General features: G+C 59.0%; 16 protein-coding genes. 7 read left to right on the forward strand and 9 right to left on the reverse strand.

All coding sequences use genetic code 11. The annotated features are described in order from the left end of the window. Positions 1–294: 294 nt before the first annotated feature. The 7 genes from A7A77_RS18065 to A7A77_RS16645 all read right to left on the reverse strand — a co-directional run bounded on the left by A7A77_RS18065 (position 295) and on the right by A7A77_RS16645 (position 8,406). Entirely contained in the window at positions 295–450 is a 156-nt protein-coding gene (locus A7A77_RS18065) for a hypothetical protein (RefSeq protein ID WP_156500650.1), read from the reverse strand. After that, positions 447–1,439: a hypothetical protein gene (locus A7A77_RS16625; RefSeq protein WP_066560980.1), complete on the reverse strand. Its 993-nt coding sequence runs from the start codon at positions 1,437–1,439 to the stop codon at positions 447–449. Before A7A77_RS16625 ends, A7A77_RS18065 begins: the two co-directional genes overlap by 4 nt. Then, positions 1,439–2,389, reverse strand: a complete 951-nt coding sequence (locus A7A77_RS16630; RefSeq protein WP_066560983.1) for a hypothetical protein — start codon at positions 2,387–2,389, stop codon at positions 1,439–1,441. The genes A7A77_RS16625 and A7A77_RS16630 overlap by 1 nt, the downstream gene beginning before the upstream one ends. Then, the gene (locus A7A77_RS18510; protein WP_281180049.1) at positions 2,386–2,517 is read right to left on the reverse strand and encodes a hypothetical protein; all 132 of its coding nucleotides are present in this window, start codon (positions 2,515–2,517) and stop codon (positions 2,386–2,388) included. Before A7A77_RS18510 ends, A7A77_RS16630 begins: the two co-directional genes overlap by 4 nt. Then, positions 2,514–6,782: a thermonuclease family protein gene (locus A7A77_RS16635; protein ID WP_066560986.1), complete on the reverse strand. Its 4,269-nt coding sequence runs from the start codon at positions 6,780–6,782 to the stop codon at positions 2,514–2,516. Before A7A77_RS16635 ends, A7A77_RS18510 begins: the two co-directional genes overlap by 4 nt. Continuing rightward, positions 6,782–7,606: a hypothetical protein gene (locus A7A77_RS16640; RefSeq protein WP_066560990.1), complete on the reverse strand. Its 825-nt coding sequence runs from the start codon at positions 7,604–7,606 to the stop codon at positions 6,782–6,784. The genes A7A77_RS16635 and A7A77_RS16640 overlap by 1 nt, the downstream gene beginning before the upstream one ends. Before the next feature lie 260 nt (positions 7,607–7,866). Then, the gene (locus A7A77_RS16645; RefSeq protein WP_216635610.1) at positions 7,867–8,406 is read right to left on the reverse strand and encodes a hypothetical protein; all 540 of its coding nucleotides are present in this window, start codon (positions 8,404–8,406) and stop codon (positions 7,867–7,869) included. 370 nt (positions 8,407–8,776) lie between these two features. Between A7A77_RS16645 and A7A77_RS16650 the strand changes: the two genes are divergently transcribed. The 3 genes from A7A77_RS16650 (at position 8,777) to A7A77_RS16655 (ending at position 10,410) form a co-directional block, all read left to right on the forward strand. Next, entirely contained in the window at positions 8,777–9,376 is a 600-nt protein-coding gene (locus A7A77_RS16650; RefSeq protein ID WP_066560997.1) for an SOS response-associated peptidase, read from the forward strand. 156 nt (positions 9,377–9,532) lie between these two features. Then, positions 9,533–9,742: a hypothetical protein gene (locus A7A77_RS18070; protein WP_156500652.1), complete on the forward strand. Its 210-nt coding sequence runs from the start codon at positions 9,533–9,535 to the stop codon at positions 9,740–9,742. After that, positions 9,742–10,410, forward strand: a complete 669-nt coding sequence (locus tag A7A77_RS16655; protein ID WP_066560999.1) for a helix-turn-helix domain-containing protein — start codon at positions 9,742–9,744, stop codon at positions 10,408–10,410. Before A7A77_RS18070 ends, A7A77_RS16655 begins: the two co-directional genes overlap by 1 nt. A gap of 286 nt (positions 10,411–10,696) precedes the next feature. Here the strand turns inward: A7A77_RS16655 and A7A77_RS18615 are convergent, their stop codons facing one another. Further along, entirely contained in the window at positions 10,697–10,915 is a 219-nt protein-coding gene (locus tag A7A77_RS18615) for a helix-turn-helix domain-containing protein (protein ID WP_082836217.1), read from the reverse strand. Between the two features lie 192 nt (positions 10,916–11,107). On the opposite strand from A7A77_RS18615, the gene A7A77_RS16665 reads away from it, so the two are divergent. Genes A7A77_RS16665 through A7A77_RS16675 form a run of 3 tightly spaced genes read left to right on the forward strand, consistent with a single transcriptional unit; the run spans position 11,108 to position 12,473 of the window. After that, positions 11,108–11,731: a hypothetical protein gene (locus A7A77_RS16665; RefSeq protein WP_066561003.1), complete on the forward strand. Its 624-nt coding sequence runs from the start codon at positions 11,108–11,110 to the stop codon at positions 11,729–11,731. Beyond that, positions 11,731–12,204, forward strand: a complete 474-nt coding sequence (locus tag A7A77_RS16670) for a hypothetical protein (RefSeq protein WP_066561006.1) — start codon at positions 11,731–11,733, stop codon at positions 12,202–12,204. Before A7A77_RS16665 ends, A7A77_RS16670 begins: the two co-directional genes overlap by 1 nt. 2 nt (positions 12,205–12,206) lie before the next feature. Beyond that, positions 12,207–12,473, forward strand: coding sequence for a hypothetical protein (locus tag A7A77_RS16675; RefSeq protein WP_066561008.1), 267 nt, complete (start codon positions 12,207–12,209; stop codon positions 12,471–12,473). Positions 12,474–12,544: 71 nt separating this feature from the next. On the opposite strand, the gene A7A77_RS16680 is transcribed toward A7A77_RS16675, so the two are convergent. Next, the gene (locus A7A77_RS16680) at positions 12,545–13,192 is read right to left on the reverse strand and encodes an outer membrane protein (protein WP_066561011.1); all 648 of its coding nucleotides are present in this window, start codon (positions 13,190–13,192) and stop codon (positions 12,545–12,547) included. Positions 13,193–13,648: 456 nt separating this feature from the next. Between A7A77_RS16680 and A7A77_RS16685 the strand changes: the two genes are divergently transcribed. Then, positions 13,649–14,512, forward strand: coding sequence for a hypothetical protein (locus tag A7A77_RS16685; RefSeq protein ID WP_066561019.1), 864 nt, complete (start codon positions 13,649–13,651; stop codon positions 14,510–14,512). Positions 14,513–14,619 lie beyond the last annotated feature (107 nt).

A 14,619-nucleotide genomic window follows, 5' to 3' on the forward strand; every position in this document is an offset into this window, starting at 1 on the left:
GGGCGACGTGGGCTGAAAACAGCGCTTACGACCAATGCACACATATCAACTCAGGCTTGCCGATGGTGGACGTACCGTCGAGTTTCAGAGCGAGGACACCGCAGGTGCGCTGAACGTACTCAGCACCTTGGATTCAGACCAACGCGCTCAGTTGTGGGAAGGCAACTCCTACATTTGCACCATCAGCCAAGACGCTTATTCCGGCGTGTGGAAATTGGGCGGCTAAATTCACAGACCGGCGTAGTCCCATTCAGTCAGATTGTGGCTGTAGGTTCGCGCTGTCTCTACGGACGGTCAGTTGACGAAACTGGCCATCCTGCGGCGTGGCATGTTGCCGCCACCATTCAATGAGCTATCAATCATCGGGATAAAAACAGCCTGCCTTGTGATCTGCAGCCCGGTTGCAATGACGGGTGCGAACGCGGCCTGCCGCGATGTTGAGGTTGTCACGTCGAGCTCTCCACGCCAAATTCGCTGGCATTAAATTCTGTGATGGTCAGGCCAGAGTAGCGCGTGGGCAAATTCACAAAGCCCGTCCCGATCCCGCTAAGTGCCGACCCAACATTATCCGTCGAACCGCTATCGCGCCTGACCGGCTTGATGTTGGCAGGCGCGGCTCCGTCATTTTTCGCTCGCGTCCACAGGAATACGTCACCCACGGCATAGCCAGAGGGCAAACTGCCAAGATCGGCATAAGCGAAAGTGGACCTCTGTCCTGACGTTCCCGAAGACAGAATATCTGCGTCATTTATCCCGACTTCGTCAATGTCCGTGTAAGCCCCTGTCATCCCTGAGTTGGAACCGGCTCCCTCGGGGCGCTTCGTATAAACGTGCCCCCCAATCGTATTGATGCCGACCGACGCCATAATCTGCGAGAACGCTTGATCTGCGCCAGTAGGACGCTCTCCTTTACAGGCGTCAATCGACGTTAGGTTCGCGTTCGAGAATGTCGTTGATCTCAGAAGAACGGCGTCAGTGTATAGTTCGACATCGTGTGGCGAACCGAGCGTCAGTTTGATGTCGAAGGCATTGCCGACTGACGCCTTAGTGAATGTCGAGCCAATAAGCGTCCACGTCGGGGATGCGCCAGTATTGCTGTTGTAATAGAATCCGTACACACCTGCTGTGCTGGTGGTCCGAATTGACAGCCACGGCTGATCGCTTCCATTGAGAAGGCTCCAAACCGCGTTTCCGGCAGTTGTAGCGGTCTGCATCTCCACCCAATAAACATGTACGAAAAGCGTCTCACCTGCCGTCGCCGCATCAGATGACCCAGAACTGTCGATGAAATCGGCAATGAAGCTGTCGCCTGCGTCACCACAGAAAATCGCGCAATCCGAATAGGCAGAGTCGAAATAGGTGCTCGTTGTTATCGTGTCCGAGGCGCTATTCCGAACTGTCCCAACGTCTCCCCCGACAAAGAGCCAGCGGTTTGCCATTATCTCGCCCCTAGAATAGTGAAGGCCATGTTCGCCGCCGTGGCATCAGCCGTGCCCGGAGCGATTACCGTGATGCAGTCGCCCGCCGTGATGGATTTTGCCGTGCCGCCAACCGTGGTCGCGGTGACAACACCGCCTGTGCTTACCGAGATTGTGCCGATGGTCGTGCCGTTCTGCTTTATGTCGAGCGCAAAGGAATTGGTCGGGTTCGTGCCGACATAGGATTGCAGGGCACTCGTGAAGTCTGCGGGGATGGTGAAGTCTACGCCCGCCACGTGGATCAGCAGCGTCTCACCATCTGTCGGTGCGGTAGTGAAAAAGAAGGGTAGGATGTATTTCCCGTAATTCGACCCTGCCAAGGCACCCGGCGTAACAGCAACCGTCGTGCTGGTGCCGGTGTTTACGTCCGAGGCGGTGGCGGCAGATACCGACAGGACAGTGCCCGAAATGGACGCCAAGCCGGAAACCGTGAGCCACGTCACCGCGCCTGCGCTGTCATCCCAAAACATGATGCTGTCTGCATCGGGATCGGCAAGACTTGCTCCTGTACCACCATCAGCCAGAGCAACGTCAGTTCCGCCAGCGCTGTAAATACCTGTTGTATCTACGGAGATGGTTGTGCCGCTTAAAATAAGTCCGCTGCCAAGGCTGAAGAAATTAGGTCCACCTTCGCTGTCGTCCCACCCATAAAAACGATCTGCGGAAGGATCGCCAAGCGTGTTTATGGCGGTCAGGATCGTCGGCAGGGAAAGCGTTGCACTGGTAAGCTGAAGAGGCCCCGAAACGGTAATTTCTTGCACCACGCCCGTATCGGCATCCGTCCTGCCCAGCAGGTAGCCGGAACCCATCGTCAAGGTGTGTTCCGCGTTCCAGTCGGACGGACGGACGTTGTTTGTGTCGGGTCCATCCGCCCGGTTCAAGACGAAGGCGTGAATGAGGCTCAGGGTCATGCGAACGCACTTTCTTCAAATGTGTCGGCTTGGAAGCAGCGCTCATCTGGCTTCTTTTCAGGAAGAGCCCGCTCGCGCTTTTTCTCGTCTTGCTGTTCCACTTCAGTCTCCCGACGATGTGTGTTCATTCTGCGTCCTCGAAATCTGCCCAAGGATCGAAGGCCTCCGCCGCCGTGGGCTTCACCCATGCATCCGGCTCCTGACCCTTGGCGGGCATCTTGAACGATGGATCCACCAACGCCGCCCGGGCATCCTTGCGCGCCTTGGAAATGACCCGCTTGGCACCCTTGCGTCGCTCGGCATCGGTCATAGTCGAGTAGTCGGCTGACTTCACGAAAGAGCGCAGTTCGTTATAGGTCAGACGGCCAGCAATCTCATGGTAGCGGTCATACTCCTCGGGCGTGTAGTCCACCCGCTCGCCGTCGTCGGAATACTGCTTGCCCGGTGCGCTGACGCTTTTCCCGATCCGCAGCATCTCGGCAATGACGGGATCGTTCTTCGCCTTCGACTGCCAGAACGGCGAGATGAGATCCGGCCCGAGGCTGTCGTTCTCGATTGGCTCCCCGAAGATGTCACGGCGGGGAAGCAGCCCCTGCGACATGCCGGGGACGCGGGCCTGTATCGCTTCGCCGATGCTTTCACGCTTGCGGGAAACCGGATCGATCGCACGCGCCACGCCCGCAACACCAGCTGGAACCGCCATGGCGCTGGCAGTGCGTTGCAGCCAGTTACCGGCATAGCGGCCCGGATCGGATAGGCCTTCAACGAACGACGACACACCCGACAGCCAGGTCTTGCTGGCAAGGTTGCCCATGATCGAAGCAACCAGCATCGCAGCCTTGTCTTCCTGCTGCTTGTCACTCAGCCCGCCCGGCAGCGTTGCCATATCCGCCGCAACACCAATCGTGGTCGAGAGCGGATCGAGCCGCGAATAGGAAACGTAGCGGTCCCCGATCTTCACAGAGTAAGGCTGCCATCCGTCCGCATACATCAGGCGGGCCTTGGCTGGATCGGGCGGCACTGCGCCGGTGATTTTCCCCTCAAGCGCGGCCTCGTACATCGTCATCGCCAATCCGGTGCCGAGCATGACGCGGGTAATCGCCATGTCCCGACGTTCGCCGCCAGCCATGAAATCGCGCCGCCATTCCTGAAGCAATGGCGCTGCGGGGGAGCGCTCGGTTGCAAACTTCATCAGGTTGATGGGCGTGCGGACGAACGGGATAACGACCTTGGCCGGCAGGTTGCTCGACGTAATGCGTGACAGCCCCTGCCCAAACTCCCCAAGCTTACGCTGGAACGTCAGATAGCGCCCGTAATCCAGAGCGCGGGCGAACATGTCATCCGTTGGGTTCGACACCAGTTCGGCAATCCGTGCCTTGGCTTCCTCGCCCTTCAGGCCCTCCTTGTGGGCGATGCGGACGGCCTGCGCGTTCATCTCCATGCGGCGGGCAACGCCCTTAAACAGTTCGTCTTCCGCAGTCAGCAGGCGTGTCGGAATGCGGGCAATCTCGCCCTTGAGGCCGGATATCGCCTTGTATTCGTCGCCCTCGACTTTCGTCACGAAGTCCGAAGCCTCGCCGGTCCGAAGCGCCTTGGCGAACATGGCAGCGCCTTCCTTGGCACCCTGCAACAGACCGATGGCCCGCGCGCCCACTTCGCTGGCGAGGATACGATCTTCGCTTCCGCTGACAGCACGGCGCAAACCGCCAATCGCCGCTCCGGCTGCATGTTCTGGCACCTGCGCAATCGCGGTCAGGGTGTTCGACACCATGTTAACGACATGCGTGGGCGGATTGCTCAGCAGGAAGTTGATGTACAACTCGCTGAGCTTGTCCTTCCACTTGGGCTTTGCAGCCTTCTCGACCAGAGCGTTGAACTTGCCCGGCTCCATCTCGACGGCATCAAGGATCAGGCCCGCAGCGTCGTACAGTCCGCCCTTGCCACCACCAGCACGCACGAGAGCGCCCAGCACATCGCCACGCACGGCGCGGCTATCTGCCGTCATCCGGAATTGCTGAAGGGCGCGTCCTGCTTCCGCCGTCATGCCCGCAACCTGTTCCTGGATGGCAACATGGCGCATCCACTTGTTGCGAAACTCGGCCAGCATTTCATCGCCGGGGTTTTCAAGCGCACGGACCCGCTTCGCGGCGTTCACCAGTTCGTTAGAGGACTTCGCTAGTATCTGGCGTGCCGCCAAGGCCTGTTCCGCGCTGAATGCCTCTCCCTTGCGCCGAGACAGTAGCTGCTCGGGCGTCATGTTAAGCTCGGCAGCGAGGCGCTCGGTTTCGGCGTGCGTGACCCGCCCTCTGGTCGCAGCGTCGAAACCGACCCGCTTTTCCGTCTGCGCCAGTGCCCGCGTGATGTCTTGCGGGCTATCCAGCTTCGACAGGTTGATGTTGCCTGCGAAGTCCGGAGGCGTCGGACCCCAATCCTCGTATGCTTCCACGGGCGGAAACTGCGGCTCGTCCGAAGGCACGCTGGTATCGCGCCAGATCGGTCCGTCTTCCGCAATGCGCTGTTCGAGGTCGAAGCGGTCTGACTGCACCGCGTAGTAGTTGGCAACCTGCGCCTGATCGTCAGGCAGGAAACGACGATTGCGCCCCTCGTAGGTATCGCGCAGCCCGTCCAGAAACTCGTTGACCGTGGGTCGCTCCGACAGTTCGGGGAAGTAGCCGGCTTCCCATGCAGAACGGGCCGCATCGTCAAGGTTCATGCCCTGTTCGTTGACCAGCGGACCGAAGCGGGTTTCCTGCCCTACAAAATCATCACGGCGCGCAGCGTTGGTAAGCCCCATGTGCGACAGTTCGCCGCCCTGATCGGCAAGCCCGCCACGCTGGCGAAGGAAGCCGACCAGATCGACCGGCCCGACCTTGGAAACGGGTTCGCCCTTCCAGTTGGTCACGGTCTGGCGTGCGAGCTGCCCGCGTTCGTCCACCGGCTTGGCCTGCTCGAAACGACCGGCATTGATCGCAGCCGCTTCATCAGCATCGGCCACCACGTTCGACGGGATGGGGAGAACGTCGCCCGGATTGATCCTGTCCGACGCGGCACGAAGCTGTGCCTCGGTCATCGGAGCATCTACCCGACGCACATCGATGATGTCGCGGGGGCGGGCATCGGGAAACTGTGCCCATTGATCCTGCGCCGCACCCTGCGCCGTTTCGTCCGCGTAACCTTCTGCGGCCTCTCCCAGCTTGTTCTTGCCCTTCAGGCGGGCCGTGAGACGCGGAAGCACGTAATCGAGCGCCTTGCCGCCCGCAGCGCCTACAGCACCGCCGACAGGCACGCCAATGGCACCACCAACGGCACGCTCGCCAATGTCTCCATCAGTCCCGAGGAAGCCTTCAAGCCCGCCATACGCGGCCCCAACCTTGAACAGTTCGGGCACGGACTTGGCCTTCGCCCCGAACGGGACGACCAGACCTCCGCCAATCTGACCACCCAAGCGCCAGCCCGGATGCGCCATGTCGTCGTAACCGGTTATCGCGCTGTTCTGTTGCTGGTTGTTCGCCCAGATGTCGGCAAGGCGACGGTCGCTGTTCCAGATGTTCTCGCGCCCCGGTGTCAGGCCCAGCATGTCCACCACGGCCCCGGCTTCATCCAGACCACCGGCAAGGACGCCATCGCCAATTCCGCGCATGGTCGCGCCGGTCCTGCCATCGCCTACGTTGGTAAGCGGGGCAGGGGTATCGAGATAGGTCGGGACCGTCGAAACCGATAGGCCCGCATCCCTGTCGGTGACGTAGCCGCGCACATCCGCCGGATCGAGCGTGAAGCTGTTTTCCTTGGCATAAGCGAGAATGTCATCTGCGGTGCCGGACTTCAGCAGATCGACGTAACCGGCTTCGATGTCCTTGCGCAGTCCCGCAAACGGCGTGGGCGTGTCCCAGAAACGCGCCACCGTCTGCCGGTCGGGCACGTAATCTGGATTCTTGCGATGGGCTGAAGGCTCCTGCGCAAACGTGTTGTGTATGCCCAGACGGTTCTGCCGGGCCAGCCGTTCTCCCTCAAGATAGCTGGCCCGACGCGCAGGGTCATTGCCCAGATAGTTCGGCGCAGCAAGGGCATTACCCTCCCTGAGCAAAGACCACCCCACATCCTGCCCATTGGCAGTGGCGGGGCGAACGTCGCGCCCGTAGGATTTCATCACCAACTCACCGAGCGAGAGATTCCCGCCGGTCGCAATGTCGTTGAGCGATGCCTTCGCGTTCTGCCCGATCGGCACGGGCTTGAAGTCGCGGCCCCAGCCTTGCTGGTTCAGCTCGGGAGCATCGACACCCCAAAGGCGCACGTTAGGGCCGGACGGCATCCGCAGAGTGTCACCGTCCACGGCATCGGGAAAGCCGGAGAAACCGTCGTCATCATCGAATGCCGCCCACGGATCGCCAGCCATTACGGAACGACCTTCAACTTGCCATCAGGAGTGCGGAACCGTGTCCCGCTGGGCAGGCGCATGGCTTCCTCTGGCGTCTTTACGGTCGGGATGTCGTCGGTTCCGCCTGCCGAACGGGAAGGGCGTGGCGTGTTGCGGACGGTCAGCCGATTGTTTTGTCGCACGCCTTCCATCGCGGCTCGATTGCCTTGGCGCAGGTTTTCCATGCGCACGCGGTTGCCGTAACGGACGCCTTCAAGCTGTTCGTCGTTCGAAGTGCGGTGATCGTCCAGTTGCACATCGCGTTCGTGTGCAGACGGGCCGGAACTGCGGAGAACGTAATCCTCGACCGCCTTGAAATACTCTTCCGAACCGGGATTGAGGCCCAATGTCGATGCGTAGTCCTCGAAGTCCTGTCGGCCATCATAGAGGACATCGGACTTTCCGGTCGCGGGATCGTATTGCACTCGGTCGCGCCCAGAGGTGAAGGGCTTGATTGCGTCGTAGTAGGCTTGGTTCTTCCGCTTCCAGTCGTCGTGCTTCCAGTTCAGGATCAGATCAGTTGCCCGTCGTTCGAGGTCTGCACGGTCCTGCCGACGATTGGCCAGCATCTGGATATGTGCGTTCGCCCCCGCCTGATTGCCCGACAGCGACATCAGGCCAGGCAGAATGATTTCCAACGCCTTCACCAGTCCGGAGCGCTTCTTTTCAGGTGGCAGCAGTGCATTGCGCGCAGCCTCGTAGTCGAAGCCCTGCGAGATCATCTGTCCAAGCGTTGACTGCTTGGGCACTTCCGGCAGTTCGCCGGGGCGCGGATAGCCTTTGGGAGTAAACGGCTCTCGCATCTTGTCGAAGCCGTCAATGGTCCAATGTGGCTGTGCATTCCCACCGCTATCCAGTGTTACGGGCGGCGGTGCGGATTGCTGTTGGACGTTGGGCAGGGAAGGTGCACCGGGATTGATCCCCGGCGTCATGAATGCAGGGAGCGGGCTGCCAAACGCGCCCGTTGCGGGGGGTGTCATTTCTTCAGGCTTGGGGAGAATGCTCGACAGCGAGGGGCGCGAGCCAAAAATCCCACCACTCGGAACGGAGAAGTGCGTGGCCATTATACAGCCCCCTCATTAGCGATTTCGACGATGGAGCGGGCGGTGCGCAGAACGTCAGGACCGAGGCGTTCAGCAGCCGCAACGAGCATGCTGCCGACTTCCTCGTCGCCTTCAGAGGCCATGAGGTCCGCAATTGCTACGGCTTCCGACTGATAAAGGTTTGCCAATTCTTCCAGCCCGCGAGCATCAAGGGCCATCGCCCACTGCTCGGTCAGGAACATGTGATTGATCAGTTCCGACCTGCCGCCATGCATTCCGGCAAAGCGGGAATAGACCGTGGCCGTGGCAAGGGCGATCTCCGGTGGCATGTCGCCGTTCAGCGCCTTGGCGTAGTAAGCCCCAGCCAGTTCCGTGAGCGCGACAGCATCACCTTCGGCCGCACGGGCATGCAGCCCCTTGGGAGCCTCGGGTGGGCCGACACTCTCGCTGACGATGTTGCGGAGATATTCGGACACCGTGCAACCGGCGATCCGTGCGCGCTGCGAAAGGGCGGAAACCACCTCTTCTGGAGCGCGAAAACTAACGTGCGTATCCTGCATATTGCCTCGACTGTCATCTCGACGTTGAGTGTGTTACGCGTGTAGCACACCGAGGCTGAAAATGCAAGAATGTTCATGATATGATCTAGCGTCGATTCTCATCGACAACCACCCGTGGTGCGCTCTTCCCGCACGCATTACATCGCAACCGGTCGATAAGCTGATATAAGCAGAGGTCTTCGGGCAGCCGGTGCCTGCGCTCGAACGTCGCCACCTTTTCACGCACCATCCGACCGCACTGACAATGGATCGTGAGCCAACAAGTGCGGCGATACCAGAGCGGGTCCACAGGTTTGGGGCTACTGTAATCTGCCATAACAGCAATGGAACAATTGCAGAACGATTCGGCAAGCGCGGGGAACGATCAGGGATGTGCAATCTCTACAAATTGAGCCAGTCAGCTGACGAAGTGGCGCAGCTCTTTAACCCGCAGTCCGTCGCGTCCGGCAATGCAGGCGAAGAGGTTTACCCAGGCTATCCCGGCTTGGTATTTGATGGTGAAGCCCTGCGCACGATGACATGGGGTTTCCCGCTCGCGCTTCGTGGCAAGTCGGGTCAGATGCTCAAGCCCAAACCGGTCAACAACACTCGCACCGACAAACTCGATAGCGGGTTCTGGCGCGCCAGTTTTCGGGACCGCCGGTGCCTCATTCCTCTGACCGCATTTGCCGAAGCAGAAGGGCCGAAGGGCAACAAAACCCGCACATGGTTCAGCATCCCCGATCAACCCATCTTCACCGCTGCCGGAATATGGCGCGACAGTGCCGAATGGGGGGCGGTCTATTCCATGGTGATGACGGACGCGGCCAAGGCGGTCGAAGGGGTGCATGACCGCTCTCCAGTGCTGCTGGAACCTAGAAATTGGGATCGATGGCTGACCGGTTCGCAAGCAGAAGCCCTGACGTTGTGCACGCCATATCCCGGCGCCATGTCTGTAGACCGGACAAGCGAACCTTGGGTCAGGCGTTGAGAACCGGACATTACCAGCAAGCATTGCCAGTCGAGATTTCTACGATTTTCAACTCAGTAAGAAGCACTCGTGCCAAACAAGGCCAGTCCTAAATGCGGCGTTAACAATACAAGTTAAATACGTCATAATGACGCTTACGTGCTTGGGGGTCGTAAGTTGAACAAATTGAATAGAGCGCAGCTCAGCGAAACGATCGACGGGGTCCAAGAGTGTCTTGCCGCCGTCGATGCAATGGGCCTGACTCGTGCTGGTGCGATCTTGGAAACCGCCCTCATGGAATTGAGGTCTATCGAGCAGTCCGTTGAAGCCTTGAACGCTGCTGCACGTTCGAACAGCGTCGGCAATTCAGGCAATCTATCGGCGTGATGCCCTATGTGCTCGAAAGGGCTGCGGATTGCGAGGGTTCCAATGCCAGCATCGATATGTTTATAGGGAGACCCGGCAATCAAAATCGGATTCCCATGGCAAATCAAAAATTTATCGAAATCGCCCAGAAGTTGCGCCGTCTCGAACGGATGATGGGCGGTTTGGCCAAGGACGCCGAAGAGAAAGCTTTACTGTTCGATTGGCGTGATAACGTTGAGCGCGGGAAGTCCGGTCATCCCACGAATCGCACCCACGCAAAAGCCGATGAGACGTTCGACCGTTCAACACTAGGTCGCCTCCTCCTAAACCTTCGAGATTGTCGTCATGAACATCTCGAACCGGAGTTGTTCAGCAACATATCCTGGGACATTCTGCTCACCTTGTTTGTCGATGGGGACGGGGGCAAGAAAGGTCTGACAACGAAAGCCGTCTGCCTTTCGTCCAAGGTCGCGCCTGCGACTGGCTCTCGTTGGTTGGCCCTCCTTGAAGAAGAAGGGCTGATACGTCGCTACCCGTCGAAAGCGGATCAGCGTGCTTCCATGGTCGAGCTTTCCTCTGCTGGTGCACTGATGATGGAGCAGTACATCGACAGCGCTGGCAGTGCCATTTATGCGCTGTTCGTCGATATGCAGATTGAGACTGCCGTCGAAAAGCCGCCGGTCTCGTAAGTTCGCGAAGATTTTGAGTGAGCCTTGCTATTAGCATCGCGTGAAATTGGCTGCCGCGATCTTATGACTTCGCCACGTATCCTACGCTTCTGCAACTGGCTGCAAAACATCGATCCGGATCGGGATTTCCGACTGCATCCTGACTACTGGCAGTTTGCCGACCTTTCGCTCGACGAATTGGCGGAAGCAGAAACCGAATTGGTCAGAAGGTACGCAACGGTGCTCGACCCGCGCTACAAGCCAAGAGCGTAGGCGTAAGTAGATCGAGAAGAAGTTTTCGCTTCGATCATTCTGGAACGGTTGTGCCAATCCGACCGCCTCGACGAGTGAATAGAGCGCCAGCTTCAGTCAGCGCCTCTTCAATCTTGGCCCGACTGTCGTCCGCGATCACCTGTCCGGATTCGAAGCGGTGAAGCGTTGGATAACTCACTCCAGCGCGATCCGCCAATTCCTGCGCTTTCCAGCCAAGCCCATTACGGGCCATCTTGCATTGCCTACTGTCCATACTGATAGATTTATATCAGAAAGGTGGTTGACGCAATTCGATATTTGGTGATAGATTTCTATCAGTCTTGGCGACCGGCCATGACGACCGAGCGAAGGGGCAGCCACCCCAAACGCCCGGTCTGATCGAAACCCCTTTTCGCAGAAGGGAACGACTATGACCATCACTACCCCAACCACCACCCGGCGGGCAATGCTTGCCGCCATCCCTGCCACAGCTGCATTTGCAGCTATCCCCACCGCCAGTGCGCGTGTCGTGGATCGCTCGCAATGGGAGGCCGCGAAGGCCGTTCTGGACAATATCGCAGCCGCAGACGCCGCCTTCACCCCCGGATGGTGGGATACATGGCAGAAGTGCAAAGCTGAATGCGATGCCATCCCCCACACCACGGTTCCCGGCGCCGACTATTGCGGCAAGCGTAGCTACACGACCGCAGACAGCATGGAAGTCAGGATTGCCCAGCGCGAGATTGCCGACCTCGATGCGGGTCACATGCGCTTGGATGATCTCCCCGGACTGCGCGAACATTACGAGATGAAACGCCGCTTGGTCACAGCAGCGGAAGACCGAGAACAGAAGGTGCAATGCATCCGAGGCCGCTACGACATCGATAGGCTGGATGCCCGTGCCGAAGAACTTGGCGAGCAGGTTGCCGACGCCCGCGAGCATCTGATGAAAACGCCCGCACCGGATAACCGGGCGCTCCGTTGGAAGCTGGAGCAGCTTCGCGAAGAAGATGGTGACGTTATCCCGTGGACGGCTGATTACGTCGAACAATGCTTTGCCGACATCGCCCGTTTGCTGGGAGATGCATAATGGCTGACATCGACACCATCGCCAAGCGCGTCGCCCTTCACGGGGCGGCGCTGGCCACTCTCGGCACCGATCCGGCATGGGACAAGGCGCTCCGGGCCTATCTTCGCGCCGATGCCCTGCAACAGGCAGATCTGGAATTTGGCGAAACCGCAAAAGGACAGGAACGGCGCAAGCTCGAATGCATAATGCTGGCGGATCGCTACGGCCCCGAATGGCGCAAGCATCCCGGCGCAGAAGCCGAACGCCGCAGGATCTTCGAAGAGGGCGAGGAATCCGACAAGCGTTGGACCGAGCGGTTCTGCAAACCGTACTGGCGGGCAAGCCGGGAACTGGCCCTGACACCTGCGCCAACGATTGCCGCTGCAATGTTCAAGGCGACGATGATCGAATCCGATGAAGTCTGGAACGACTGCGACTTCCCTGCTGACTGCATGGAAATCCTGCAATCCGACTTCGCAAGGTTGGAGGTGTGAGCATGGCCACCAATCCAATCGTGGGCGCTTCGGCGCTCCCGCTCACCCTTCTGGCGCAGGCCATCCCCATGCTGTCCCGCCACGATCTAGAAGCCCTGACAGAGCGCCTGATCGACCGCTTGGACGAAATGGACCCCGACGCCGATCTGGAGGACGATGACCCGTCCGGACAGTGCGACGAGGACGGTGTGAATAGTGGCTCCGGTAGCTTCACAATGCACGGAGTGAACTTCCACGGACCGGGCTGCTACATCAGCGACCCGAACTAATCCGGTATCACATACAAAAAGGGCGCCTCCGTTGGGGGGCGCCCTTTCCATGAGGCTGATCTACCAGGAGATCAGAAGCCGTAGCTAAGGCCCAGAGAAACCTTGCCGTTGTCAACGCGGACGCCGTTGACGCCCAGGCCGCCGTTGATGCCGGCGCTGCCATAGTCTTCGTTGACATATTCGACGCGGATCGAAGTGCTGGTGCCCAGCGCGGTTTCAATTCCCGCGCCATAAACGAACGCATCCTGCCAGTCCGATTCGGAATACAGCGTATCGCCGTCTTCGCTTTCGCTCAGCTTGAACTTCGTGGTCTGCCAACCGCCGCGAGCATAAATGCCGGTCTGACCCGCAACCTTATAGCCAAGGCGCGCGCTAAGGCCGAAGCCTTCCTGTGCTTCAACTTTGGTGCCGTAGGAATAATCGCCGTCATCATACGACAGCGACATGCTGGCGTTGGAAAGCGTGGCGTTGCCTTCGACACCGAAGAACACGTTGCCAGCCATCAGGTAATCATAGCCGGCATAGATGCTGCCGCTCACGCCGTTGGCGCTGATCCCGTCGGCCGATACGCTGGTGTAGCCCAGGTCCAGTCCTTCCGCCTTCACTTCGTAGGCATCGCGGCTAACGGCGACACCGACGAACGGGCCGTCGAGTGCTTCAGCCTGTGCAACGGACGCGACAGAACAGGCGGCCAGAAGGCCGATTACGATAGTACGCATGTAGGTAAACCCCCATTAACAAATTGTCTTGAGTCAGAGATTTACTCTCTCGATCACGACGAGCGCCAGCTATGACGCGCGACCAACTATGTCAAATGATAATCTAATGAAAAATCCCGTCATTGCATTGGGGATCAATAGACGCTTGCAGCGCATTCCGACTACGAATGGGCAAGCCTTGCTCTGCTTTTGCTCTTGCTTCTGGGGGAAATGCTTGGGTTGGCTGGACGCACGAAGGGTCGCAGTATCGCACGCCCAGCCATACGCTCGTGCAGTATGGGTAGCTATCCAGTCGGGTGATCATGCGAGAACACACCGCGACCATACCCCAGCCCGAAACAGGTTGACGGCCATTGGCGTATCAGGGCCCAGCTTGCAAGAATAGTTGGTCATACGATTTCGGCAATTCCCGTGCCGAGATGGCTTGCAGAGGCGGGTTGGCACCATGAACCATCCTTGGCCCTCGCTTCGGCGGGGGCATTTTTCTATGCTCAGTGCATGCCGGATTACCGCCAGGAAGCCCGTGATGCGTTGGAACGCGCCAAGTCATTGCTCGCCAAGAACGAAGAGCAGAGTTTGCGATACGCGGCGCTCGAACTACGGATTGCCTTTGAAGCACTGACTTATAGCCGAGCAGTGGCCTACAAAGACAATCTCCCCGAGAAGGAATGGCGGAATTGGCAGCCTCGCCGAGTCATGAGCGCGCTACTCGAAATCGACCCGAGCGCGGACAAAGGCGGTTCGCTATCGATAAGTAAGGCACCAGCAGGCGAGCCGGGAAGCGATGAGTTTGTAGACTTGGGGAGCGAGCAAGTTCTTTCGCTTCGTCAGATCAAGGACCACTACGACGCCTTAGGCAGCCGCTTGCATATTCCAACACCAACACAGCGGGAGAGCAGCAAGGCCAACGATCCGGCGAGACTGCGCAAGCGATGCGAGAAGGCAGCAGAAGCAGTGCAGTCGGTGCTCAACTCCAACCTTTGGAACTTGGTGTTTAATGTGACGAGCACCGTACCCTGCACGCGATGCGACGGAACAGTGCGTGCATTAGTCAATCCCGGAACCAAGAAGACAGAGGCTCAGTGCAAGACCTGCGGTGCCCCCTATATCGTTACACCCGATAAGGACGAATGCACGTTCGAGGCGAAGCAGGTGACGGTGAAGTGCCCCGACGAGGCCTGCGGCGGCGAACAGTTTATCTGGGCAGATCAGGCTAACGCTGGTTCAAGGTTCAAGTGCATTCATTGCGATCAGTTTTTCCTCATCGTCACAGTGCTCGCGATGGAGAAAAACCTCCGGCGACCCGAGGAAGATAACTAGCTTCCCATGTACCCCGCACGCGACTTAGCAAACTTCCGCAGCTGCCGCAGTTGATGCATGTGCTTGTTGATCGCCCGTTGAGAACGGCGGTGCAAAATTAGACCACG

The organism is Croceicoccus bisphenolivorans (assembly GCF_001634625.1).
Taxonomy (GTDB): domain Bacteria; phylum Pseudomonadota; class Alphaproteobacteria; order Sphingomonadales; family Sphingomonadaceae; genus Croceicoccus; species Croceicoccus bisphenolivorans.

Excerpts from the sequence above, each read along its gene's own strand:
- A7A77_RS16625 (WP_066560980.1), bottom strand. The coding sequence starts at position 1,439 with ATGGCAAACCGCTGGCTCTTTGTCGGGGGAGACGTTGGGACAGTTCGG.
- A7A77_RS16630 (WP_066560983.1), bottom strand. The coding sequence starts at position 2,389 with ATGACCCTGAGCCTCATTCACGCCTTCGTCTTGAACCGGGCGGATGGA.
- A7A77_RS18510 (WP_281180049.1), bottom strand. The coding sequence starts at position 2,517 with ATGAACACACATCGTCGGGAGACTGAAGTGGAACAGCAAGACGAGAAA.
- A7A77_RS16635 (WP_066560986.1), bottom strand. The coding sequence starts at position 6,782 with ATGGCTGGCGATCCGTGGGCGGCATTCGATGATGACGACGGTTTCTCC.
- A7A77_RS16640 (WP_066560990.1), bottom strand. The coding sequence starts at position 7,606 with ATGCGAGAGCCGTTTACTCCCAAAGGCTATCCGCGCCCCGGCGAACTG.
- A7A77_RS16645 (WP_216635610.1), bottom strand. The coding sequence starts at position 8,406 with ATGCAGGATACGCACGTTAGTTTTCGCGCTCCAGAAGAGGTGGTTTCC.
- A7A77_RS16650 (WP_066560997.1), top strand. The coding sequence starts at position 8,777 with ATGTGCAATCTCTACAAATTGAGCCAGTCAGCTGACGAAGTGGCGCAG.
- A7A77_RS16655 (WP_066560999.1), top strand. The coding sequence starts at position 9,742 with ATGCCCTATGTGCTCGAAAGGGCTGCGGATTGCGAGGGTTCCAATGCC.
- A7A77_RS18615 (WP_082836217.1), bottom strand. The coding sequence starts at position 10,915 with ATGGACAGTAGGCAATGCAAGATGGCCCGTAATGGGCTTGGCTGGAAA.
- A7A77_RS16665 (WP_066561003.1), top strand. The coding sequence starts at position 11,108 with ATGCTTGCCGCCATCCCTGCCACAGCTGCATTTGCAGCTATCCCCACC.
- A7A77_RS16670 (WP_066561006.1), top strand. The coding sequence starts at position 11,731 with ATGGCTGACATCGACACCATCGCCAAGCGCGTCGCCCTTCACGGGGCG.
- A7A77_RS16675 (WP_066561008.1), top strand. The coding sequence starts at position 12,207 with ATGGCCACCAATCCAATCGTGGGCGCTTCGGCGCTCCCGCTCACCCTT.
- A7A77_RS16680 (WP_066561011.1), bottom strand. The coding sequence starts at position 13,192 with ATGCGTACTATCGTAATCGGCCTTCTGGCCGCCTGTTCTGTCGCGTCC.